The sequence below is a fragment of the Domibacillus sp. 8LH genome, from assembly GCF_038806185.1.
GTDB classification, from domain to species: domain Bacteria; phylum Bacillota; class Bacilli; order Bacillales; family Domibacillaceae; genus Domibacillus; species Domibacillus indicus_A.
The window spans coordinates 58,906-82,538 of the sequence record NZ_JAVJNG010000017.1 but is presented as its reverse complement, the minus strand read 5'-3'; the positions used below and the strand labels follow the sequence as shown (position 1 = coordinate 82,538).

Genomic DNA, 23,633 nt, shown 5'->3' with positions numbered 1-23,633 from the left:
GAATACATCGGCGCTGCAGAAGAAGCGGGAGGCGGCGAAAGCCTTGTCGCATCCATGGATGACAGTGAATTGATCTGCGGCTGTAATGGTGTATCCAAAGGCGACATTGTTTGCGCCATTAAAGAAAACGGCTTAACGACAGTCGAGGAAGTGAAAGGCTGCACAAGCGCATCCCGTTCATGCGGCGGCTGTAAACCACTAGTTGTAGACCTGCTTGCCCATACATTAGGAGATGGATTTGACACATCGAACCAAAAAGAAGCGATCTGCGGCTGTACCACGCTTTCCCGTGATGAAGTCGTTGAGGCAATTCGCGAAAAAGGGCTGACTCATACAAAAGAAGTGATGAATGTGCTTGGCTGGGAAACAGACGGCGGCTGTTCAAAGTGCCGTCCAGCACTGAACTATTATTTAGGCATGATTAATCCGAAAGAATACGAAGATGAAAAAGCCTCTAAATTTGTGAATGAGCGGATGCACGGCAACATTCAAAAAGATGGCACATATTCAGTTGTACCGCGGATGTATGGCGGTGTAACGTCAGCAGATGATCTGAGGAAAATTGCTGATGTAGCAGATAAATATAATGTGCCGCTCATTAAAGTAACCGGCGGCCAGCGGATTGATTTGTTTGGTGTAAAAAAAGAGGATCTGCCGGGTATGTGGGCGGATTTGGATATGCCGTCCGGCTATGCGTACGGAAAAACATTACGAACGGTTAAAACCTGTGTCGGTGAGAGTTTCTGCCGCTTCGGCACCCAGGATTCCATGAGCATGGGAATCCAGATGGAAAAGAAATTCGAGCGAATCGGCACACCGCATAAAGTGAAAATGGCCGTATCTGCCTGCCCGCGTAACTGTGCAGAATCTGGAATCAAGGATATTGGAGTCGTGGGTGTAGACGGCGGCTGGGAAATATACGTTGGCGGAAATGGCGGAACCCATCTGCGGGCAGCCGATCTTTTCTGCAAAGTAAAAACGAACGAAGAAGTAATGGAAATGACAGGTGCATTTATGCAGTATTACCGGGAGGATGCGGTATATCTTGAACGGACGGCGGCCTGGGTAGAGCGTGTCGGCCTTGACCATATTAAAGAAGTTCTGTCCGATAAAGCAACGCGTGATGCGCTGAATGCCCGGATCGACGAAGCACTGTCTGTCACAAAAGAGCCGTGGAAAGAAGTAATCGAAAGCGAAAAAATCCGAAAAGAATTATATGAAACGGAGCTTGTGAGCACGACAAAATAAAAGGGGGCCATGAACATGGAGAAAACATTGGAGAAGGTACGGATCGCATCCATTGCGGATTTACCGGAGAAAATGGGAAAAACCGTCCGGGTGGGAGAGCTGGAACTGGCTGTGTTTAAACTTGGAAATGGCACGGTCAGAGCAATTGAAAATCGCTGCCCGCATAAAGGCGGGGTGCTCGCAGAAGGAATTGTCAGCGGCGAGCACGTTTTCTGCCCGATGCATGACTGGAAAATTTGCACAACTGATGGTAAAGTGCAGGCGCCGGATGTTGGCTGTGTGTCCACTTATAAAGCCGTTATTGAAGACGACGACGTATACTTATTTATTTAAAGAAGGAGGCGGACAAAGATGGGTGTATTGATTGTAGGAGCAGGGCCGGGCGATCCGGAACTCATTACCGTTAAAGCATTAAAAGCCATTCAAACGGCCGATGTTATTTTATATGACCGGCTTGTAAACAAAGAGCTGTTGAAGGAGTCAAAACCATCAGCTGTCCGCGTCTTCTGCGGAAAGTTTCCAGGCAATCATGTGATGACTCAGGACCGTATTAATCGGCTGATGGTAAAGTTCGCTTCTGACGGAAAAAGTGTGGTGCGTTTAAAAGGCGGTGATCCGTTTGTGTTCGGACGCGGCGGCGAAGAAGCTGCTTATGCGAGAAGCTTTGGCATCCCGGTTGAAATTATTCCGGGTATTACAGCGGGCATTGCTGCACCTGCTTATGCAAATATTCCCATCACACACCGGGAATATGGCAATTCATTCGCCATTGTCACCGGGCATCAAATGGAGGGCAAAGGGGAAACAGATTGGTCGAAGCTTGCCACGTCTGTAGACACGCTTGTGATTTATATGGGCATGAAACACTTAGATCATATTACGAAGCAGCTCATTCACCATGGCCGCAAAGGGGCAATGATGGCCGCGGTGATTGAGCAGGGCACGACAAATGCACAGCGCGTTGTAACAGCGCCGCTATGTCGTATTGCAGAAGAAGCGCAGAAGCAGGAAATAGGCAATCCGGCTGTAATTGTCATTGGCGACGTCGTCAACTGCCGGGAGCAGCTGGAACGTGAAATGGCTCTGGCGGCTGCGTATTAAGGGAAAAGGAATTGACGCGCTTCTCTTCCTCCTGTACCATTATCTTTAATTCAAGATAATAAAAACAGAAAAGGTGGAAGCGCCATGAAACATGTATTTCGAAAAGGATCAAACGACCGTGTCCTGCTTCTCTTACATGGAACAGGAGGCACCGAGCATGACCTGCTGCCGCTCGCTGACAGTATTGATCCGGATGCATCTGTATTGAGCGTGCGGGGAAATGTGCTTGAAAATGGTATGCCGCGCTTTTTCAGACGGCTGGCAGAAGGGGTATTTGATGAGGAAGATTTAGTATTCCGCACAAATGAATTAAATGAATTTTTAGCCCAGGCGGCACGCGACTACGGGTTTAACCGGAATAAAGTAGTGGCGATCGGCTACTCGAATGGCGCAAACATTGCCGCAAGTCTATTATTTCATTTGAAAGATTTTTTAAAAGGTGCGATCCTTCATCATCCGATGGTGCCGAGAAGAGGGATTGAACTTCCGGATTTAACAGGCACCCCTATTTTTATTACAGCTGGAAAAAACGACCCTATTTGTCCGGCGAAAGAAACAGATGATTTAGCGGCACTGCTGGCTGGTGCCGGTGCAGAAACAGACGTTCACTGGGAAATGAATGGTCATATGCTGACAGCCACAGAAGTGCAGGCAGCAGCACAGTGGTTCAAAACCCATCTCGCTTAATTGTTCTGATAAGAAAAACGCCTTGTTCGCAAGGCGTTTTTTATTTTATATTATTGTGATCTGTTTTTTTTGATCGGCAGAGGATGGAGACAAATCGTTAAGCTGTTCATGCATTTTCTCTACATTCGTAAATTAGAGTTGAAGAATAAGGATGTAGGAAATGAGAAGAGCTGATAAAGCTGCTGTTAAAATTCTAAAACTCAGTTTTCATAAGGCGTTCCTTTTGTTCTCTTTTTCTTAAAGCAAAGTATAGATAGAAGCTTTTCGTATCATTTAAAAAACTAGTTTTAACATTAATTGTAAAAACAGTAAATTTACATTCTATATTCGGTCTATTAGGTGTTTAAGCCTATTTATCGTAAAAAATAAGCTATAAGATTCATTTTTAAAATAGTTAATTAGGTAATAGGATCTTATGAAAAGCATTTTTTCTGTTTTTTTCCTTATTTATCGTGTTTTGACTAAAAAAAGGAAGGGTGGAATAGTAGTCTTATCTTACTAAAAGAGGTGAAATGCATGATTGCGGTGAAATCAAAGCGAATTATGGATGCGCAGGGACGGGTGGTTCTGCCCAAAGCGGTGCGGAAGGAGCTGGGTATTTCTCCGGAAGACCGGGTACGGGTGGTAGGACAGCAGGATGAAATTACGATTGAGAAGTACACAGAGCAGCAGGTGGAAGAAACGCAAATGTGTTATATAACGGGCGCTGCATCACCTGACTGCCATTCATTTAGCGGCGGTATTCATTTAAGTAAAGAAGCGGCTCTCAAGATTCTGGCAGAATGGAAGTCTAAACAGTAATCGATTGGCGTATAGTGAAAAGTATGCTACTTTAGAGAGTGGAAATCTGACAAAGGAGAATAGGAATGGATTTTATCACTCTATTAAAAGCGGTTATTCTCGGGCTTGTAGAAGGAATGACCGAATTTGCCCCGGTTTCTTCAACAGGGCATATGATTATTGTCGATGATATGTGGCTTCACTCTAAAGAATTTTTGGGAAAGTATGCAGCTAATACGTTCAAGGTTGTCATCCAGCTTGGTTCTATTTTAGCGGTGGTTGTTGTATTCAGGCAGCGGTTTATTGATTTGCTTGGCTTAAACAAAGAAACACGAGGCAAAGAAAATCGGCTTCGTCTTGGCCAGGTGCTTGTTGGATTGGTTCCGGCCGGGGTTTTAGGTGTTTTGTTTGAAGATACGATTGATAAGTATTTGTTTACAACCGAGACTGTGTTAATCGGACTTGTGGCTGGTGCTGTCCTGATGATGATTGCAGACCTTTACAGGGGCAGAAAGCAGACGGCTAATATAGCAGAGACTGTTGATCAAATAACGTATAAGCAGGCATTTCTTGTTGGTATTTTCCAATGTCTTTCTGTTCTGCTTCCCGGTTTTTCACGTTCTGGATCTACCATTTCCGGCGGGGTTCTTGTTGGCATGAGTTATCGTGCTGCAGCGGATTTTACGTTTATTATGGCCGTGCCGATTATGGCTGGGGCCAGCTCTATTTCACTGTTGAAAAACCTTGAGTATATTTCAAGCTCCGATCTTCCTTTTTATGCGGTCGGTTTTATCAGTGCTTTTATTTTCGCTTTAATTTCCATTAAGTTCTTCTTGAAATTAATTAACCGTATCAAATTAACTCCGTTTGCCATTTATCGTATCATTCTGGCAGCGGTCATTTATTTCGTCTTTTTGTAAGCGGGGTGCATACCCCGCTTTTTTATATGGAAAGAAGCGTTCACAGCGTTTGATTTAAAAGACACGGGCGTGGTAAACTAACAGCACGAAACCGAACCGCAGGCCGATGTCTGCGGTTTTTTCAGAACGGAGGTCCCTATGAACGAAACAAAAACCGAACAACTCAAGGGCATTACAGCGGGTGTAAATACGGATAGCGAGGGAGATTTTCTGTACTCAATGGAAGAGCTCAAAAATCTCGCGGAAGCGTGCGGCATCGAAGTAAAGGGGGAGCTGACGCAAAATCTGCCTCGTACACATCCCGCTCTGTATATGGGAACGGGAAAAGTAGAAGAGCTGCAGCACCTTGTCGAACAGATGGAAGCGGATGTCGTGATTTTTGACAGTGAGCTGTCGCCATCGCAAATTCGAAATCTTGAAAAAGAGCTTGATTGCGAAGTGGTCGATCGTACTATGCTTATTCTAGACATTTTCGGACGGCGTGCCAAAACGAAAGAAGCGCAGCTCCAGGTGGAGATGGCCCGTCTTCAGTATATGCTGCCACGCCTGGTCGGCACGTATGTGGCACTTGGGCGTCAGGGGGGCGGCTCAGGCTTTAAAAACCGCGGTGCCGGGGAAACGAAGCTCGAACTTGACCGCCGGAAAATTGAGTCGAAAATTTCTTATTTACGCAAAGAACTGGCGAAAATTTCGGAGCAGCGGACTGTACAGCGCAGACAGCGCCAAAAAAACAACCTGCCTGTTGCTGCGCTTGTCGGCTATACAAATGCCGGTAAGTCAACTGTTATGAACGCAATGCTCGGAACGTACGGCGGAGACGGGGGAGAGGTTTTTGAGAAAGATATGCTTTTTGCTACGCTGGATACATCTGTGCGCAGCATTGAGCTTCCGGATAAAAAAGAGTTTTTGCTCGCTGATACGGTCGGATTTGTAAACAAGCTGCCGCACCATCTTGTAAAAGCGTTTCGCTCAACACTGGAGGAAGCGGCATTTGCCGATGTGCTTGTTCATGTCATTGATGTATCAAGCCCGCAGTTTGAAACAATGATAGATATTACGGAAAAAACGCTCGCAGATATTGGGGCAGAAAACATGCCGGTCGTCTATGTATACAATAAAGCAGACCGGGCCGGTGTCGAATACCCGCAGACAGCCGGTGAGTCGGTATATATCTCCGCCAAAGAAAGAGCGGGTATCAGCGAGCTGACAAATAAGCTGAAAGAGCACTTGTTTAAAGACTATGTTCGCTGTACCCTGCTTGTCCCGTTTGATGAAGGGGAAGTTGTATCGTACTTTAATGAGCACGCGGCTGTGCTCAAAACAGAGTATGAAGAGAATGGAACAAAGCTGACGGTTGAATGTCATCGAAAAGATTATGAAAAATTCAAGTCCTTTGTTACCGGCTAACCCGCTTTTAAAAACGGTCATCCTGCATAGGATGACCGTTTTTTTATTTTTTTACCATAAGAAAAAGGCAGATGCGAGGGCAAAACCGGCAATAGCCGCCAGGGCAACCGGATAGCCGTATCCATAGCCATACCAGCCATAAAATCCGTAGCCAAACCCTCCTAAAAAGCCGGCAGGACGAATCCAAACATGGTCTCTCGTTACGCGGGTAATTCTTCCTGTATGAACTTTGCCATCACGGCAGGTAATTTTCACTTTTTTTCCTGTGTGCTGTGAGCAAAGATGATAAAAGTGTGCTCGAGACATGATATTCCTCCTTTCTTTGTTTCATAGTTTATGCAGGAAAAAAAGAGATGGATAAACGAAAAGTCTATGAAATATACTTTTTTTCTATAAAAACAGTACGGCTGCTCCAAAATAAACTTATTCATATATATATTAAGAAGGGCAGTGAAAAAGGAGGCAGCATCATGCCGGTATTAAACAGCAGAGCATGGCTGGATGAGTTTATAAGAGAGTGTGAAAGAAAAGGAAAAAAGGAAGTGTATTTTATTCAATGTAAGACACTGTGTGCTCCGCTGGTCTCTTTTTTTCCAGCGTTCAGCCCAGAGGAACTTCACTATCACCTGCTTGCCGCCGGATTGTTTGATCCGTCTGGATGGAAAAAAGTACGGAACACAGTGGAGGAAATGGAGAAAAGCAGTATGTGGGATCTGGCGGCACGGGAATACAAAGAGCTGCAGCAAAAGTGGAATGGACCTGAAGCACATATTGTTCTTTTTCCGATACGAAAAGCACGCTGGAGAGGCAGAGCGACTATCCCTAAGAAAAATGGAGCTGCTGTCGGGAAAGTTATTTTTTTGTTTTTGACACCTGATTTACCAAGAGAAGAAGTAAAAGCCCTGCTGGCACATGAGTACAATCATGTATGCTGGTTAGATCATTTTAAAAAAGAAGATCATTCTTTACGTTTAAAAGAGGCCCTCGTTTTAGAAGGAATAGCTGAGTTTGCGGTAAAAGAACTGTATGGGGAAAAGCAGCTTGCTCCCTGGGCGGGTCTGTATTCACCTGAAACGGCAATGAAACTATGGAAAAAAGCGTTTGTTTCTGCGCTGGAGAGTACAGATAAAGAACTACAGCATGATTTTTTATATGGAAAAAAAGATCGCCGCCTTCCCAAGTGGATTGGGTATTGTATCGGCTATCACATTGTCCAGTCTTTTTCAGAGCGATCCGGGCCATTCAAAGTAGAAGAGCTATTGCAAAAAAGCGCTGATGAAATCGTCGCCGGCTCGATATTTCATAGCTGAATGCAGGCTTGCAAAAGTAGTCTTCTGTTTAAGAAGACTGCTTTTTTGGTTTTTTTCGAAACGGCATCCACCAGTTGGCTGCGCCAAGCAGTTTCATTAAGCTGGGCACAAGCAGCAGGCGCACGATGGTCGCATCGATCGCAATGGCAATCGCAATACCGATTCCAATTTGTTTTACTGGCACAACGCCGGTAAAAGCAAAAGCGCCGGTAATGGCGATCATAATGGCAGCAGCAGAAGTAATAATTTTACTTGTGCTTGCAAGCCCTTCTACAGTCGCATATGAATTGTCATATGTGTCCATATAAAATTCACGAATGCGGGAGATGAGAAACACTTCATAGTCCATGCTTAAGCCAAACACGAGACTGAAAACGAGCACTGGCAGAATAAGAGAAACAGAAGCTGGTTCCATTCCAAGATGCCCTCCTTGAAACAGCCAGACAAGAATACCAAACGTAGCAGCAAGGCTGAGAACATTCATGATAATCGCTTTGAGCGGAATGAGAACCGACCGGAACGCGATCATTAAAATAAAAAAGGTTGAAATCAAGATAACCGCCAGCACAGGGGCTGCTTTATCAAAAATCTCATCATACAGCTCCTGGTTAAATTTAGGCTGGCCGCCAAATGTGATCTTCACTGGCCAGTCATCCCTGCTCCAGTTCCGAACCACTGTCTGAGCTTTGTCAGAGGCGGCTTCTGCGTTAAGTGAAATGGGAAACAAAAGCTTGTCTCCCTGAATAAAGCCTTCCATTGCCGGTTCAAGCTTTGCGGCTGTTTGCGGATTTTCAAGAGAAGCCGCAAGTACAGCCGGATCACGCTGGCCGCTTATGGAAAACAAGGTTTCTACACCACTCACGGTTTCGCTCTGCTTTAATTTCTGTTCAAGTTCTTTCATAACCGTTAATCCGTCTTCATCAAGCCAGCCGTTTTTTCGTTCAGCGACTGCATACACCGTTGAAGCGTTATCTTTCATAAAGTTCTCTTCAATTTTATCGTAAGCCGTACGGGATTCAAACGTAGTCGGCAATGAATCTGCTGCTGGAATGGCCAGGTGCATGTTTTTCACTGGAATCACCGCTGTGCCGAGCAGAAAAAGAGCAAGCAGCGCGACTAAAACAGGACGCTTCATCACGAATCGGGCAAATAAGCGCCACCGGCTGGCAGAGTTTCCGGAGATACGCAAAATCCGTCCTTTGTAAATACGGCTGCCAAGAAGCTTTAGAAGCGCCGGAAGCAGTGTCATGGACGCGATCACCGCGACCGCAATCACAGTCATACCGCCAATGGCCACATTTTTAAAAATATCAATGTCGATCAGCAGCACTGAACCAAGCCCGATAAATACGCATAAAGCGGAAAAAAGAATGGAGTGGCCGGCTTTTGCTTGTGTAATCCGGATTGCTTCATCGATTGACCGGCCACGAGAGCGCTCTTCTTTATAACGATTAATAAATAAAAGTGAAAAGTCAATCGACAGTGCCAGTCCAAGCATTGGGGCGATATTTAAAATGAAAATAGCCAAATCAACCGAGTCGGCTATAAAGGATAAAATCCCGAAGCCGACAATAATCGTCATACCGCCAATCACAAGCGGAAGAATCGAAGCGACCACAGTTCCAAGAGCAAGCAGGAGCACGATAAGCGCCACAGGCAGTCCAATCAGTTCGGCTCGTTTTAAGTCATCCTGGCTCGCTTGATTAATATCTTTTGAAATAACAGGTCCGCCTGTCAGCGAGATGCCGTCTTCTTTTGCTAAAATAGCCCGTACGTCATCAATCACAGGATCCATTGGCTTTGACGAATCATCAAAATGAATGGCGGCATAAGCGATGTCCTCTTTCAGCCATTCTTTTTTTTCAAGAGGTGAATCGATGGCAGGGGGCGATACAGTCTGGTCAATTTCATCTAAGACAGAGCTAATATTTGTTTGAAAGGCCTTAGAGGATTCATGATTCCTCTCTTCAAATAAAACAAGCAGGGTCTGTTCCGGAAAATGAAATGTATCATGCAGCTCCTGCTGAACCACTTCATAGTCACCATCTGTCCGAAAACCGTCTCCTTCAAGCTTGGCAGGAAGCTTAGCAGCAAAGAATCCAAAAACAGCCGCCGCAATCAGCCAAAGAATAAGAATCGGTTTCCAGAATTGAATTGCAAACGATTGTTTTTTCATGGAAGCAGCTCCTTTTTTCTTTCTTGTTTCATGATAAAGGAAAATCTGCCAAACGGGAAAACAATTCATTTAGTAAACTGCTCATTGACACTGAAAATCATTATCAATATAATGATAGAGTAAAAAACAATTTCATTTTGGTAAAAAGGAGGTAAACCATGTTTGTTGAAATGAAAACCATTACGGTAAAACCGGGCACATCCCACTTGGTCGTTGAGAACTTTCAAGGGAAAAATGCCATGGCGGAAATGGATGGCTTTATCGATAAAAAAATTTGGGTCCGTTTACGCAGCAAAGAAGATGAAAAAGTGATTGTGGCGATCCAGTGGGAATCAGAAGAAGCTTATAAAGGGTGGAAAAAAAGTCCGATTCACATTGCCGGCCACCGCACAAAACGGGAAAAACCGGATTATATCCTGGATTTTAAAAACGAAACGTTTGTAGAAGCATCATTGCCCGCATCCGTTTAATACGACATATACTTGCACAGACAAGTTATTTCCATTACAATAATGGAGATAAGCTGTTAGAGGTGAAGAGCTATGTATAAGCTGGATGATTCACTCGGATACAAGCTGTTTCAAAGCTCGCGTCTGATGACGAACAGGTTGAATCAGCATTTTCGATCCAATGGTTATCCGATTACCCATGAACAATGGCAATTGTTAAGCCGTTTGTTTGAAAGGGACGGTCAAACGCAGCAATCTCTTGCCGTGTTAAATGAACGGGATGAGCCAAGTGTGTCGCGTCTTGTTGCAAATATGGAACGAAATGGGCTCGTTGAACGGCGTCCGCATCCGACGGATAAACGGGTAAATCTTGTTTTTTTAACGGAAGAAAGCAAGCGGATGAAGGACGATTATACAGCGATCGCTTTTCAAACCATACAAGATGCATCAAACGGAATTGATCCGGCTGAATTTGAACAGTGCCTGCGCACGCTGGATCGTATCCGACGTAATTTGTCGTAGAAAGGATGCCGGTTTCCAATCGGCTTTTATCTTTCGCTTCAATTGAGAATGAATCTCTCTATCACTAACTGCCTGACAGCAATATAAAGGGTAGGGCGAATGAATGAAAAAACGTTACTTAGTATTATTGCTTATTTTATTATCTTTTGCTTCACTGTTTATCGGCGTTACCACTATTTCGCCGTTGGATTTGTTTCGATTTAGCGATCACCAGACGCAGATTTTTTGGCAGAGCCGGGTTCCACGGCTGATCAGTATTTTAATTGCCGGAGTAACGCTCAGTATCAGTGGCTTTATTATGCAGCAGCTGAGCCGCAACAAATTTGTTTCGCCAACTACAGCGGGAACGATGGATTCCGCCCGATTTGGTATCCTCATTGCGCTGATTGTCTTTACGTCGGCTGGTCCATTTGAAAAAATGGTTATTGCTTTTCTATTTTCTCTTGCCGGCACGTTTCTGTTTATGAAGATCCTTGACCGGATTAAAATGAAAGATCCTATTTTTATTCCACTTGTCGGGCTTATGTTCGGAAATATTATCAGTTCCATCACAACATTTTTTGCGTATAAGCACGATTTGATTCAAAACATGTCTGCTTGGCTGCAGGGAGACTTTTCTATGATTACAGCCGGGCGCTATGAAATGCTGTACATAAGTATTCCGCTTGTTGTGATTGCTTACTTCTTCGCCGACCGGTTTACGATCGCCGGAATGGGAGAGGATTTTGCAAAAAATCTCGGCTTGAATTATAAGCAGGCTGTAAACGTCGGGCTCGTTATTGTGGCGCTGTCTACCACACTCGTTGTGCTGACAGTCGGGCTTATTCCGTTTCTTGGTCTCGTTGTTCCGAATATTGTGTCGATTTACCGGGGGGACAATTTAAAAAACAGCTTGTTTGATACCGCGCTTTTAGGAGCTGTATTCATTTTGTTCTGCGATATTCTCGGGCGAATCATCATTTTCCCATATGAAATTCCAATCGGTTTAACGGTTGGCGTTATTGGGAGCGGGATTTTTATTTACTTGCTGATGAGGAGACGGGATTATGCGTGAAAAGGGCAAACTGATCATACTAATTGTGCTGGCGGCAGCTTCGATAGCCGGCTATATGTTTATTGAGCTTGGACCTAATTGGGACTATGCTCTGCCAAGACGGGCAGAAAAAATTGCAGCGATTGTGCTGACAGGAACAGTTATTGCAGTCGCTACACTGCTGTTTCAAACGGTAACGAACAACCGGATCTTAACGCCAAGCATTATCGGGCTTGACTCCTTGTATATGCTTGTGCAGACAACGCTTGTATTTTTCCTTGGCTCGACCAGCCTGACAGTCATGAACAAGCAGGTGAACTTTGCGATTTCGATCGGCTTTATGGTACTGTTTGCACTTGTGCTGTACCGGCTGCTTTTTCGTAGAGAAGGGCAGAGCATTTACTTCTTGCTTCTGCTTGGCCTTATTTTCGGTACGTTTTTCGGCAGCTTTACCTCATTTATGCAGGTATTGATTGATCCAAATGAATTTCAAATTATTCAAGACCGGATGTTTGCGAGCTTTAACAATGTCCAGACAGAGGTTTTGATGATGGCAGCCGTGATTACTGCTGCTATGCTGCTGTATTTAATGAAATTTTTAAAATATCTTGATGTTCTTTCACTCGGAAAAGAAACGGCAATTAACCTCGGAGTTGAGTACGATTATACGGTTAAACGGCTGCTTGTTATTATTGCTGTTCTTATTTCCGTTGCCACGGCGCTTGTTGGTCCGATTACGTTTCTTGGACTGCTCGTTGTGAATGTGGCCTACGAAATGTTTAAAACCTATAAGCATTCCGTTCTCATTTTTGCTTCGATACTTGTGTCGATTGCGGCGCTTGCCGGCGGTCAAATGATTGTTGAACATGTGTTTACTTTTTCTACGCAGCTTAGCGTGATCATTAACTTTGTCGGCGGCATTTACTTTATATACTTATTGTTAAGGGAGAGTAAAAAATAATGGTAGAAGTGCAGTCTGTCTCGAAATCATACGGATTAAAAGCAGTTGTTGATGATGTGTCAGTCAATATTCAAAAGGGAAAAATCACATCGTTTATTGGTCCGAACGGTGCCGGGAAAAGTACACTTTTATCCATTATCAGCCGCTTGATGAGTGCGGATACTGGCGAAGTGCTGATCGACGGGCAAAAAGTAAACGAAACAAAAAGCAGAGATTTAGCCAAAAAAATGGCTATTTTAAAGCAGTCTAATCATCTAAACCTGCGTTTATCGGTCCGTGATCTTGTTGCCTTTGGGCGTTTCCCTTACTCACAAGGGAAATTAACAAAAGAAGACCACGTTCACATTGACGAAGCGCTTCGTTACATGGAGCTTGAGGAACTGCAGGACCGATACTTAGATCAGCTGTCTGGCGGGCAAAAGCAACGGGCGTTTATTGCGATGACCATCGCTCAGGATACCGAGTACATTCTATTAGACGAGCCGCTGAACAATTTGGATATGAAGCACTCTGTTCAAATTATGAAAGTGCTGCGCCGCTTGGCTGATGAACTGGGCAAAACGGTTTTAATCGTAATTCATGATATCAATTTTGCTTCTGTGTATTCCGATTATATTGTGGCCCTGAAAGACGGGAAAATTGAAGCGCAGGGAACGGTCAATGAGATTATTACTACCTTGACACTCAAACAGGTATATGGCATGGATATGTCTATTCAGGAAATTAACAATCAAAAAATATGCGTGTATTTTAGCTGATAAAAGGAGAGCATTATGAAAAAGTATCTATTATTTATCGTTATGGCCGTTTTTGCAGTAATCGCAGCGGCATGCAGTTCATCAACTTCTGGCGAGAAAGCAGAAACAGAGCCGGCAGAGGGCAATGAAACACCAAAAGAAGTAACCGTAACACATGAGCTTGGCGAAACAACAGTGCCGGTTAACCCGGAAAAAGTAGTTGTATTTGATTTTGGTTCACTTGATACAATGGCAGAACTTGGAGTTGAGCCAGTCGGCCTTCCAAAAGAAAATATTCCGGATTACCTTTCAAAGTTTGAAGATGAAAAGTATGAAAACACAGGCAGCTTAAAAGAGCCGGATTTTGAAAAAATTAATGAACTTGCACCAGATTTAATCATTCTTTCAGGCCGTCAAATGGACTTATACGACCAATTTGCGGAGATTGCGCCGACTGTTTATCTTGCTGTTGATGAGTCGAACTACATGGAATCATTCAAGAAAAATGCAACAATAATCGGTCAAATTTTTGATAAAGAAGCAGAAGTAAAAGAAAAATTAACAGCTATTGATGAAAAAGTAGCGGCACTAAACGAAAAAGCATCATCAATGAACGAAAATGGACTTATTATTTTGGCGAATGAAGGCAAAATCAGCGCGTACGGACCTGCGTCACGCTTCGGTATTATTCATGACGTATTCGGTGTAAAACCAGCTGATGAAAACATTGAAGTATCTACCCATGGACAAAGCGTTTCATTTGAATATTTAGTGGAAACAGATCCAGACTACTTGTTTGTTATAGACCGCGGTGCGGCTGTAGTAGACGGAGAGTCTTCTGTAAAACAGGTTGTAGAAAATGATCTTGTGAAGAGCACAAAAGCTGTGAAAAATGATCATGTCGTTTACCTTGATGCAAACGTTTGGTACTTATCAGGCGGAGGCTTGCAGTCTGTTTTAAAACAGACTGATGAAATTGAAAAAGCGATTAGCAAGTAATCCAAAAACAGGACTGATGCGGAGGCATCAGTCCTGTTTTTTTAATTTAATCGTAAAGGTTGTACCAAGAGGTGATGTTTCCTTCAGCTCCAGGTCGCCATCCATGGCCCGGGCAAGCAGCTGGCTGAACGGGAGACCGAGACCGAGGCCGCGGACTTTATATTTTTTATTTTCTCCACGGTAAAACCGTTCAAAAATCAAGGCTCTTTCAGCATCCGGAATACCAATTCCCGTATCGGCTACGTCAATGAGGGCGTACGATTCATTAGTGCGAATCGTAACAGAAAGCTGGCCTTTCGTTTCAATAGCATGAGCCGCGTTGTTGAGCAGGTTCATCATAATCTGCTGGAGGCGGTCAGGATCCGTCAGCACCATCAAGTCCCGCTCATACGGATGAAAATGAATAGGTATGCCGTCCGGGTTACGGGCTAAGTTCCATTCATGAACAATGTCCCCTGTTAGTTCATTGAGTTCATGCGGCGCGGTTGAAACCGGCAGAGCATTGGCTGCAAACGTGTTGAATTCGAGCAGGTCATTGATCATATTCTGCATTCGTTCCGTTTCTTTTAAAGAAATCGTAAGAAATTCTTTCGCTTCTTCCCCGGTAACAACGTCGTCTTTGACAGCTTGAAGCAGACCGCTGATTGAGGTAACAGGTGTTTTTAACTCGTGGGTGACACCCGCAAGCAGTTCAGCACGAATAGATTCAAGCTGTTCAAGGCGGACAGCCATATCGTTAAAAGACGTGACGAGGTCGTATACTTCCTGTTCTTTTGCCCTCGAAGGCTTAAGGAGCACTCCATAGTTACCGTTGCGAATTTCTTTGGCCGCGGCAGCTGCTGCACTGATTGGCCGTGCAAGCCGGCGCGATAAAATGTAAATCGCTGCCCAGCCAAGCAGGCCGCTGCCGATAATAAGCATCGCGAGCAGACGGTATTCATCGTTTAAATCAGCAAATTTATCTTCCGGCTGCAGCATGACGACCCATCCGAATGTAACCTCATTTACCACGATTGGTTTTTTGATCAAGTAAACAATGGTGTCATCGTTTAAGGCGGAAAAGGTCTGTACCGCACTGTTTTTCTCCAGCACAGCGGTCGGAAAAGAACTTTCTTTGTATAAGTTATCGTCACCAGCGGATATGATCACACCATTCACATCCGTAATAAAAATGGAAGGAGGGGATTCCATTTTTCTCAGTTCATCCCGCACATCGAGCATGTCCCGGTCAAGGTAAGAAGATGCCTCAGAGTCATCGCCAACCTGCTGGCTGCCGGCAATGCGGCCGGCAAGCTCCGCTGCTAAAAACTCGGATACATCGAGCCGGTTTTGAAGAGTCGTGTGCTGAATCCAGACGACCGACAGCATAGCCAGGACAAGCAGGCCGAGAGCAAGGGTAATGGCATAACGGGTTGTCCAATAGCGAAGCAGTGAGATGCGCCGTGTTCTATTCCGCCGTAACAAATTGATACCCTAAGCCGCGCAATGTTTTAATTTCCCCCTCAGATGACGGCCACTTTGCCAGTGCTTTCCGGATTCTCTTCACAGATAAATCAACTGCACGATCGCTTCCATCGTAATCATGCCCCCATACTTCATCTAAAAGCTGGTCCCGCGTAAAGGTGCGGTTGGGAGCTGCTGCTAAAAACAGCAGCAAAGACAAGTCCCGCGGTGTTAAGGTAATGTCTTTACTTCCTAAAGAAATACGATGCGCGGTAAAGTCAATCGTCAGGCTTCCGAAGTGCTGTACATTCTCGTCGGTGCGTTTTGAATCGGAACGGCGAAGCACAGCCCGTATGCGTGCAACGACTTCATCGGCGATAAATGGTTTAGAGATATAATCGTCCGCTCCGCCGTTTAAGCCGTCCAGCCGGTAGTTCACATCATTTAAAGCCGTCAGCATAATCACCGGGCAGCTGCTGCTTTCCCGAATTTCTTTTAATACCGCCCAGCCATCCTTTCCTGGCATCATCACATCAAGCAGAACAAGAGAAGGAGAAATCGAATGAAACTTTTCAACCGCTTCCGTCCCATTAAAAGCTTGTACAACATCAAAGCCGGCTTTCGCCACATATACCTTTAATACCTGGCTGATTGCCGGTTCATCTTCTGCAATTAAAACTGTCTGCATGTCTATCTTCCTTTCCTTTCTTATAAGGGTTCGACAAAAAACCGGCCTTGCTTGGCCGGTTTTAATAAAATCCATTTAATTGTTCAGCCGCTGTTTTATTTACTCCCGCAATGGCCGCAATGATTTCTTTTGTGCGCTGTCCTTCTGTTTGGATGCCGAGCTGATCCGCCACATTATGTACATAGGCTTCATGGGCTTTTTTCACCTGAAGGCGAAGTGTTTTTTCATCTTTTCCAGCTGTATCAAGATGGAGAGCTTCGGCCTGGCGCTGTAATTTTGCCAGACGGACTTTTTTAGCAGCTGTTTCCAAATCATCATGTTCATTATAAATACCGAGTGCCATTGCTTGATCTGCAATGATATCGGCAAAATTTCTTGTGCCTGTACGAGCAACGGACGAGGCCGTTTGTTCTTTTATAAGCTGCGGGGAAGCCGCCTGAGCTGGAGAAGAGGGAACACCGCTTAAAATTGTAATAGATAGCGCGCCCGTCATAACATATGACATTGTTTTCTTCTTCATGATTCTTCCTCCTGTGCATTTCCTTTACTAGATGCTTTTAGTTTACCCGATAATTAAGTCAAGTACATGTCAAATTGAAAACTTTTTAATTTTGTTCACGTTCACATCTATTTTTTTGCAAAATTCTTCTTGATCTTTAAAAACACATCGATTAATATCTAGTTAAGCGCTTACTTAATCAAGAAAATTCAGAAAATTAATTGCTTTCAGAGGTAATAGCATGAAGGTAGGAAGAAAGAATAAAATCCTTGCAAAGATGTGAGGGACTGATTATTAGAGTGTGCGGATTCCCGATTAAAAGAGTTATGCGGTGAAGCTGGAAGATCTCTTGAGCAAGGCTGCATCAAGCACAGGAAAAAGGACACATAGTGCCAATTGGGAAAACGCTTAACCTTTTTCGAAGAAACTGTATGTGCTGTAAAAGAAACGAGCTGGGGATGCAGGGACAAGCAATCTAACACATTCAATTTTTTGAAAACGATTTCATGTCGTTTCCATATATGAACAACCTGGGGGAGGAAGAAAAAAATGAAGAAAAAGTTTTTTCTGTTCATGGCGTTGATAGTAGCACTAACAGCTGTATTGGCAGGATGTAGAGGAGGAGACAGTGCTGGCGGCGATGATAAATTAAAAATTGGTGTGGCACTTCCGGACTTTGACGATAAATGGCTCAGTTACCTGCAGGACGGCATGATGGATTATGAGAAAAAAGCAGGCAATATTGAAGGCGTTTATGTGGATGCAATGAATGACGCAGCAAAGCAGATGTCTCAAGTTGAGACGTTTATTTCACAAGGTGTAGATGCAATTGCAATCGTACCAGTTGATACAGAATCTGTAGGCACAATCGTGGATATGGCAAATGCAGCAGAAATTCCAATTGTCGTGGTGAATCGTACGTATGAAGGAATTGAAGATGCAACAGCGTTTGTTGGCGGTAACTCAATTGATTCGGGCATTATGCAAATGGAGGCAGTTGCGAAACTTCTAGGCGGTAAAGGAAACGTGGCCATTATGAACGGCCAATCTGGACAAGAAGCAGAAATTAAACGTACGGAAGGAAACAAGCAAGTAATTGAGAAAAATCCAGGCATGAAACTAGTAAAAGAAAAGAATGCGGACTGGGATCGCGCAAAAGGGATGACATTGATGGAAAACTGGCTGCAATCAGGCGAGAAAATTGACGCTATTGTAGCAAACAACGATGAAATGGCGATTGGTGCAATCATGGCACTTGAAGCAGCCGGTAAGCTTGAAGAAGTGACTGTAGCAGGCATTGACGGCACACCGGATGCACTTGAGTATGTAAAATCAGGAAAGCTGAAAATTTCTGTGTTCCAGGATGCAGCTGGCCAAGGATCAAAAGGGCTTGAAATTGCAGCTAAAGCAGCCAAAGGGGAAGAAGTTGAAAAAATGAACTACGTTGAGTTCGAATTAATCACACCTGAAAACGTAGAAACATACGAGAAAAAATGGCAGTAAGAAAAAGCGGGCGGTTTATACCGCCCGGCTTTTATAAAACAAACTTGGGGTGAGGAAAATGACATCTCCGTACATTTTACAAATGTCAGATATATCGAAAAGCTTTCCAGGCGTTAAAGCATTGCAAAACGTTAGGCTGGATGTAAAAAAAGGAGAAGTACATGCCTTGATGGGTGAAAATGGCGCAGGTAAATCCACGCTGATGAAAATCCTGATCGGCATTTATACTGCTGACACAGGAAGCGTCCTATTCGACGGTGAAGAATTGAAGATTAACAATGTCAGTGAAGCGCTTGATAAAGGCATTTCAATGATTCACCAGGAATTAAACCCCGTGCCGGAAATGAATGTGGCAGAAAATATCTTCCTCGGACGCGAACCAACATACGGAAAAACAGGAATTGTGAACCAAAAGCAGCTTGTGGCCAACACGAGAGAGCTTTTTGAACGCCTGAACATTACAACAATCGATCCAAAAGCCAAAATGGTTGATTTAACGGTAGCAAAAATGCAACTGGTCGAAATCGCCAAAGCGGTTTCCTATGATTCAAAGCTTATCATCATGGACGAACCCACATCCGCCATTACCGACAAAGAAGTGGCCCATTTATTTGACATTATCCGCTCGCTGCAAAAGAAAAACGTTGGCATCATTTACATTACGCACAAAATGGAAGAGCTCAAGCAAATTGCCAATACATTAACTGTTTTTCGGGATGGCCAGTATGTCGGCACAGATTCTATCGCCAATATGTCCCGTGAACGTCTGATTGAAATGATGGTCGGCCGCGAGCTTTCCCAGGTATTTAATAAAGAGCATGCAGACATCGGAGAAGTAGCCCTTGAAGTCAAAAACTTAACAAAAGAAGGAAAGTTTTATGATGTGAATTTCCAGGTCCGTAAAGGAGAGGTACTCGGCATCGCCGGTTTAATGGGCTCTGGACGCAGTGAGATCCTGGAAACCATTTTCGGTGCGATGCAGGCAGATTCAGGAGAAATTCTTGTCGGCGGTCAGTCCAAAAAAATGCGTTCGCCGAAAGATGCGATCAGCGCTGGCATCGGCCTTTTGACAGAAGACCGGAAATTAACCGGCTGCTTCCTGCCGCTCAGTGTGCGGGATAACATGATCATGGTGAATATCAACAAATATAAAAAAGGCGGACTGCTTGACCGGAAGAAAATTGAGAGCGACTGTGCGGACCAAAAGGCAAAAATGAATATTAAAACGCCGAATATGGACCAGCTGATCAGCAATTTAAGCGGAGGCAACCAGCAAAAGGTGCTTATCGGACGCTGGCTTCTCCACAATCCGGATATTCTCTTTCTTGACGAGCCGACTCGCGGCATCGATATCGGAGCGAAAAGTGAAATTTATAACTTGATCTTTGAGCTGGCCAAGCAGGGCAAAGCCATTATTGTCGTATCATCGGAAATGCCGGAAGTGATCGGGCTGAGTGACCGTATTGTCGTCATGAGTGAAGGATACCAGACAGGGGAGCTTGACCGATCGGAAGCTTCACAGGAAGCGATTATGGAGCTTGCGACACGCGGGGAATTAATGAAACAAAAAACATCGTAAGAACGGGAGGCAAAAGGGATGAGTAACTTATCAACCGTTACGAATAACAATCCAGGTGTAGGCGTTCAAAAAGAGTCAAAAGCAGGAACAATATTCAAAAAGTATGGAATGCTCATTATTTTAGTTGCATTAATCGGGCTTATGACGGCACTTGAACCGAACTTTATCAATTCCAACAATATTATTAACATCGTAAGACAGATGGCGGTCATCGGAATCATCGCAATTGGCGTAACCTTCATTATCATTACAAGCGGAATTGATTTATCTTCCGGTTCTGTCGTGGCATTGACGTCTGTGCTTGTTGCTACCGTTGCACAGGAAGGAACATATCCACTCATTGTAGCTATCCTTGTTGCCATTGCAATTGGCGCCGGCACAGGCCTTTTTAACGGATTTTTAATCACAAAAGGAAATATCGCTCCCTTTATTGTGACACTTGGCATGATGACTGCGGCACGCGGACTTGCGCTTCTTTACAGCGGCGGACGCCCAATCGGCGGCTTATCGGATTCATTATTGTTTCTTGGACAGGGCATGATTGCCGGCATCCCGGTACCTGTCATCATTTTTGCCATTATAGGTGTGATTTCTTACATTCTTTTAAATAAAACAAGATTTGGTAAATATGTTTATGCGATTGGCGGTAATGAGCAGGCAGCGATGATTGCCGGTGTGAACGTAACAAAAGTAAAGATTTTAGTATACACATTCAATGGCCTTTTAGTCGGTATTGCCGGACTGATTTTAACAGCACGTATTGCTTCCGGGCAGCCGACGGCTGGTAACATGTACGAACTTGATGCCATTGCAGCGACTGTTATCGGCGGAACAAGCTTAACAGGCGGCATTGGTACGATTGGCGGAACCATTATCGGCGCATTGATTATTGGGGTAATGAATAACGGGCTGGATTTAATGAACGTTTCTTCATACTGGCAGCAAATTCTAAAAGGCGTCATCATTACAGTCGCAGTTTATATCGATGCACGCAAGCACAAGAAAAAATAATAAAGCGGGATGCTGACTGAAAAATTTCAGCGTCACATGAAGTGATTCACGGCGTTTCGTGTTACTCTAAGAATAGAATGACACGAGGAGAAACGATGATATGAAACCGACGATTTATGACGTGGCGGAAAAAGCGGGAGTTTCTATTGCTACCGTATCCAAGGTCGTGAACAATACAGGGCGGATCAGCGAAAAAACCCGTAAGCGTGTAACAGAGATTATGCGGGTTCTTGACTACCAGCCGAGCAGTGTCGCAGCGGCACTGACAGGCAAAAAAACATATACTGTCGGCGTGCTTGTTCCTGATATTGCCAACCCGTTTTTTGCGGAAGTGGCCCGGGCCCTGGAAAACCGGGCACGGGAATCTGGTTATACACTGATGCTGTGCAGCACAGATTATAAGCAGCAGAGGGAACGGGAATATTTAGAGCTTTTTTCTAAAAAGCAGGTCGACGGTGTGATGGTAGCCATTGAGCCGGAAGAAATGGATCATTTCAAAAAATTTAATGAGCGCGGCGTACCGAGCGTAATGCTGTCTGTGAATCACTTAGACGCTTCAGCCAGTGTGGTCATGACAGACAATGTGCGCGGAGGGTACTTAGCCGGTAAATATTTGCTGTCGAAAGGACACCATGAATTAGCCATTATGTACGAAAAGCAGCGCCAATCGGGGCGTTCCCGCTTGATTGGTTTTCAGCAGGCATTATCAGAAGTAGATGTGATGGTTGAAGAACCGTACGTTATTGATACCCGCTCTGATATTTTGGAAGCGAAAAAAGCCGCGCAAAAGCTGCTTCGTCTCCCGAAAAAGCCAACCGCTGTATTTGCAGCAACGGACTTGATCGCTATTGTGTTGATCAACGAAGCGAGAGGAGCGGGTGTGCGGGTACCCGAGGATATGTCGGTCATCGGCTTTGATAATACCATTTATGCGGAAATTGCCGATCCTGGACTTACGACGATTGCACAGCCTATTACAGATCTTGCTCATTATTCATTTGACCAGCTGTTACAGCTCATCAAGCAGCCGGATCAAATTGGACATCGAATTATGCTGGCGCCATCTTTAATTGAAAGAGGATCGGTTCGAAAAATCATTGACGGTGGATCTTCATCCAATGAAAGTTAAAAAGCGCGGACTTTTCAATATTGAAAAGTCCGCGCTTTTTTATTCAAAAAAGGGGTACATTATTTGTACACTTTTACACGCTCATCAAGCGGCGCAAATTCTTTGTCGCCGGCTGGCGCTGTTGGTTTGCCGAATGGCATTTGAGCAATGAGCTTCCAGTCTGCTGGAATATTCCACTGGGCTGCTACTTTTTCATCAATCAGCGGATTGTAGTGCTGCAGGGTTGCACCGAAGCCTTCGTTTTCAAGCGCTGTCCAAACGGTAAATTGAAGCATACCAGATGCCTGGTTAGACCAAACAGGGAAGTTGTCCGCATAAAGGGCAAACTGCTCCTGAAGGCTGCGGACGATCGATTGATCTTCAAAGAATAAAACTGTTCCGTAGCCTGCCTGGAACATATCCATTTTCTCTTGTGTAGAAGCGAAGCTTTCTTCTGGAACCACATTTTTTAACGTTTGTGTTGTAATATCCCACAATGTATCATGCTGTTCGCCAAGAAGAACGACAACACGCCCTGTTTGTGAATTAAAAGCTGTTGGCACATGCTTAACTGCAAATTCAATGATTTCTTGGATTCTTTCATCTGAAGCGACAGACTCTTTTGAAATAGCATAATGAGAGCGGCGATTTTGAACAGCTGTGTAAAAATCTGTTTGGATAGAACCGTTTGACATGGTTTATGTACCTTCTTTCAAATAAAATTTTGTTACCTTTAGAAACATAGTTTAAAAAAATAAATTAAATTAGTCAAGTGACTAGATATTAAAAAGTGGAAAGATATCATCTTTCTTTAAAATGGTGTATACTAGGAGTACATAAAAGAGGTGAAAGAATAATGGAGCTTTGTCCAAAAGTAGAAAAAGCAATGCAGTTATTAGGCAAACGATGGACGGGCCTTGTGATTAAACAGCTTTTGGATCGGCCGCAGCGGTTCTCTGAAATTAAAGCTGGATTTCCGATCAGCGGCAAGCTGCTGACAGAGCGGCTGAAAGAGCTGGAAGAGGAAGGCATGGTCACTCGAAAAGTGTATGCAGAAGTGCCGGTTCGGGTTGAATATACATTAACGGAAAAAGGACGCGCCTTAAAAGCGGCTATTACAGAAATAGAGAATTGGGCGCATGACTGGGTTGAATTAGAAGAACACGTATAAATCAAATTTAAGGCTTTCGCCCTGTTTGATCACGCATTCCAGCGGGAATGGGACATGTAACATGATAAAAGGAGAAAAAACATGTCCCATGAACAGCAGGCCCTGCTTGAAGCCATGCAGGAAGCCTACTCCCAGAGTGAGCGGCAGGATGCGAGTGTGGATGCCGTCATGACGCTGATTATCGAAAAACTTGAATTGGTGATCAAACCAAAGTAAAGCAGGGGGTTCGCTCCTGCTTTTTGTTTTGGCAAAAGGTAAAGGAGCATGTACAATAGATAACGTGTATTAAATCGGAACTATG

At 44.3% G+C, this 23,633-nt stretch carries 26 protein-coding genes; 20 read left to right on the top strand and 6 right to left on the bottom strand.

Translation table 11 applies throughout. The features are described 5' to 3' along the window. The 7 genes from RG959_RS17260 to hflX form a co-directional block, all read left to right on the top strand. A partial coding sequence (locus tag RG959_RS17260) for a (2Fe-2S)-binding protein (protein WP_342798172.1) occupies nt 1-1,248 on the top strand: 1,248 nt, incomplete at its 5' end. Between the two features lie 15 nt (nt 1,249-1,263). Further along, nucleotides 1,264-1,581, top strand: a complete 318-nt coding sequence (gene nirD / locus RG959_RS17255) for a nitrite reductase small subunit NirD (protein ID WP_342798171.1) — start codon at nt 1,264-1,266, stop codon at nt 1,579-1,581. An 18-nt stretch (nt 1,582-1,599) separates the two neighbouring features. After that, on the top strand, nt 1,600-2,349 hold the full coding sequence (cobA, locus tag RG959_RS17250; RefSeq protein ID WP_342798170.1) for a uroporphyrinogen-III C-methyltransferase: 750 nt from the start codon (nt 1,600-1,602) through the stop codon (nt 2,347-2,349). An 84-nt stretch (nt 2,350-2,433) separates the two neighbouring features. Beyond that, entirely contained in the window at nt 2,434-3,036 is a 603-nt protein-coding gene (locus RG959_RS17245; protein ID WP_342798169.1) for an alpha/beta hydrolase, read from the top strand. A 516-nt stretch (nt 3,037-3,552) separates the two neighbouring features. Next, on the top strand, nt 3,553-3,837 hold the full coding sequence (locus tag RG959_RS17240) for an AbrB/MazE/SpoVT family DNA-binding domain-containing protein (protein WP_315694377.1): 285 nt from the start codon (nt 3,553-3,555) through the stop codon (nt 3,835-3,837). A 65-nt stretch (nt 3,838-3,902) separates the two neighbouring features. Further along, nucleotides 3,903-4,736, top strand: a complete 834-nt coding sequence (locus RG959_RS17235) for an undecaprenyl-diphosphate phosphatase (RefSeq protein WP_251269999.1) — start codon at nt 3,903-3,905, stop codon at nt 4,734-4,736. A gap of 138 nt (nt 4,737-4,874) precedes the next feature. Then, entirely contained in the window at nt 4,875-6,143 is a 1,269-nt protein-coding gene (gene hflX / locus RG959_RS17230; RefSeq protein WP_342798168.1) for a GTPase HflX, read from the top strand. A 51-nt stretch (nt 6,144-6,194) separates the two neighbouring features. Here hflX and RG959_RS17225 read toward each other — a convergent pair whose 3' ends face one another. Further along, nucleotides 6,195-6,449, bottom strand: coding sequence for a S1 domain-containing protein (locus tag RG959_RS17225; protein ID WP_242231816.1), 255 nt, complete (start codon nt 6,447-6,449; stop codon nt 6,195-6,197). Between the two features lie 164 nt (nt 6,450-6,613). Between RG959_RS17225 and RG959_RS17220 the strand changes: the two genes are divergently transcribed. Beyond that, complete coding sequence (locus tag RG959_RS17220) at nt 6,614-7,453, top strand: DUF2268 domain-containing putative Zn-dependent protease (RefSeq protein WP_342798167.1); 840 nt, start codon at nt 6,614-6,616, stop codon at nt 7,451-7,453. 28 nt (nt 7,454-7,481) lie between these two features. Here RG959_RS17220 and RG959_RS17215 read toward each other — a convergent pair whose 3' ends face one another. After that, nucleotides 7,482-9,629 carry an MMPL family transporter gene (locus RG959_RS17215; protein WP_342798166.1) on the bottom strand — a complete coding sequence of 716 codons (2,148 nt, stop codon included), beginning with the start codon at nt 9,627-9,629 and terminating at the stop codon, nt 7,482-7,484. Between the two features lie 158 nt (nt 9,630-9,787). Between RG959_RS17215 and RG959_RS17210 the strand changes: the two genes are divergently transcribed. From RG959_RS17210 to RG959_RS17185, 6 genes are all read left to right on the top strand, one after another. Continuing rightward, entirely contained in the window at nt 9,788-10,099 is a 312-nt protein-coding gene (locus RG959_RS17210) for an antibiotic biosynthesis monooxygenase family protein (protein ID WP_342798165.1), read from the top strand. Nucleotides 10,100-10,171: 72 nt separating this feature from the next. Then, nucleotides 10,172-10,600, top strand: coding sequence for a MarR family winged helix-turn-helix transcriptional regulator (locus RG959_RS17205; protein ID WP_242231812.1), 429 nt, complete (start codon nt 10,172-10,174; stop codon nt 10,598-10,600). 103 nt (nt 10,601-10,703) lie between these two features. Next, nucleotides 10,704-11,654 (top strand): ABC transporter permease, encoded by a 951-nt coding sequence (locus RG959_RS17200; protein WP_242231811.1) that lies wholly within the window; start codon nt 10,704-10,706, stop codon nt 11,652-11,654. Beyond that, nucleotides 11,647-12,594 (top strand): iron chelate uptake ABC transporter family permease subunit, encoded by a 948-nt coding sequence (locus RG959_RS17195; protein WP_342798164.1) that lies wholly within the window; start codon nt 11,647-11,649, stop codon nt 12,592-12,594. The genes RG959_RS17200 and RG959_RS17195 overlap by 8 nt, the downstream gene beginning before the upstream one ends. Next, nucleotides 12,594-13,352 (top strand): iron ABC transporter ATP-binding protein, encoded by a 759-nt coding sequence (locus tag RG959_RS17190; RefSeq protein WP_242231809.1) that lies wholly within the window; start codon nt 12,594-12,596, stop codon nt 13,350-13,352. The genes RG959_RS17195 and RG959_RS17190 overlap by 1 nt, the downstream gene beginning before the upstream one ends. Before the next feature lie 15 nt (nt 13,353-13,367). Beyond that, the gene (locus tag RG959_RS17185) at nt 13,368-14,330 is read left to right on the top strand and encodes a siderophore ABC transporter substrate-binding protein (RefSeq protein ID WP_342798163.1); all 963 of its coding nucleotides are present in this window, start codon (nt 13,368-13,370) and stop codon (nt 14,328-14,330) included. A gap of 27 nt (nt 14,331-14,357) precedes the next feature. Here RG959_RS17185 and RG959_RS17180 read toward each other — a convergent pair whose 3' ends face one another. The 3 genes from RG959_RS17180 to RG959_RS17170 all read right to left on the bottom strand — a co-directional run bounded on the left by RG959_RS17180 (nt 14,358) and on the right by RG959_RS17170 (nt 16,981). Then, nucleotides 14,358-15,794, bottom strand: a complete 1,437-nt coding sequence (locus RG959_RS17180; RefSeq protein WP_342798162.1) for a sensor histidine kinase — start codon at nt 15,792-15,794, stop codon at nt 14,358-14,360. Beyond that, entirely contained in the window at nt 15,778-16,461 is a 684-nt protein-coding gene (locus RG959_RS17175; RefSeq protein WP_309088897.1) for a response regulator transcription factor, read from the bottom strand. The genes RG959_RS17180 and RG959_RS17175 overlap by 17 nt, the downstream gene beginning before the upstream one ends. Nucleotides 16,462-16,522: 61 nt before the next feature. Beyond that, on the bottom strand, nt 16,523-16,981 hold the full coding sequence (locus RG959_RS17170) for a hypothetical protein (RefSeq protein ID WP_342798161.1): 459 nt from the start codon (nt 16,979-16,981) through the stop codon (nt 16,523-16,525). 528 nt (nt 16,982-17,509) lie between these two features. Here RG959_RS17170 and RG959_RS17165 point away from each other — a divergent pair. The 4 genes from RG959_RS17165 to RG959_RS17150 all read left to right on the top strand — a co-directional run bounded on the left by RG959_RS17165 (nt 17,510) and on the right by RG959_RS17150 (nt 22,182). Beyond that, on the top strand, nt 17,510-18,463 hold the full coding sequence (locus RG959_RS17165) for a sugar ABC transporter substrate-binding protein (protein WP_342798160.1): 954 nt from the start codon (nt 17,510-17,512) through the stop codon (nt 18,461-18,463). A gap of 58 nt (nt 18,464-18,521) precedes the next feature. Further along, nucleotides 18,522-20,042 carry a sugar ABC transporter ATP-binding protein gene (locus RG959_RS17160; RefSeq protein WP_342798159.1) on the top strand — a complete coding sequence of 507 codons (1,521 nt, stop codon included), beginning with the start codon at nt 18,522-18,524 and terminating at the stop codon, nt 20,040-20,042. An 18-nt stretch (nt 20,043-20,060) separates the two neighbouring features. Next, entirely contained in the window at nt 20,061-21,053 is a 993-nt protein-coding gene (locus RG959_RS17155; protein WP_483298902.1) for an ABC transporter permease, read from the top strand. Between the two features lie 100 nt (nt 21,054-21,153). After that, nucleotides 21,154-22,182 carry a LacI family DNA-binding transcriptional regulator gene (locus RG959_RS17150; protein ID WP_342798158.1) on the top strand — a complete coding sequence of 343 codons (1,029 nt, stop codon included), beginning with the start codon at nt 21,154-21,156 and terminating at the stop codon, nt 22,180-22,182. A 59-nt stretch (nt 22,183-22,241) separates the two neighbouring features. Here RG959_RS17150 and RG959_RS17145 read toward each other — a convergent pair whose 3' ends face one another. After that, entirely contained in the window at nt 22,242-22,856 is a 615-nt protein-coding gene (locus tag RG959_RS17145; RefSeq protein ID WP_342798157.1) for a nitroreductase family protein, read from the bottom strand. A 161-nt stretch (nt 22,857-23,017) separates the two neighbouring features. Between RG959_RS17145 and RG959_RS17140 the strand changes: the two genes are divergently transcribed. Further along, the gene (locus RG959_RS17140) at nt 23,018-23,332 is read left to right on the top strand and encodes a winged helix-turn-helix transcriptional regulator (protein ID WP_242231801.1); all 315 of its coding nucleotides are present in this window, start codon (nt 23,018-23,020) and stop codon (nt 23,330-23,332) included. 81 nt (nt 23,333-23,413) lie between these two features. Further along, nucleotides 23,414-23,548 (top strand): hypothetical protein, encoded by a 135-nt coding sequence (locus RG959_RS17135; RefSeq protein WP_285878672.1) that lies wholly within the window; start codon nt 23,414-23,416, stop codon nt 23,546-23,548. The last annotated feature ends 85 nt before the right edge of the window (nt 23,549-23,633 follow it).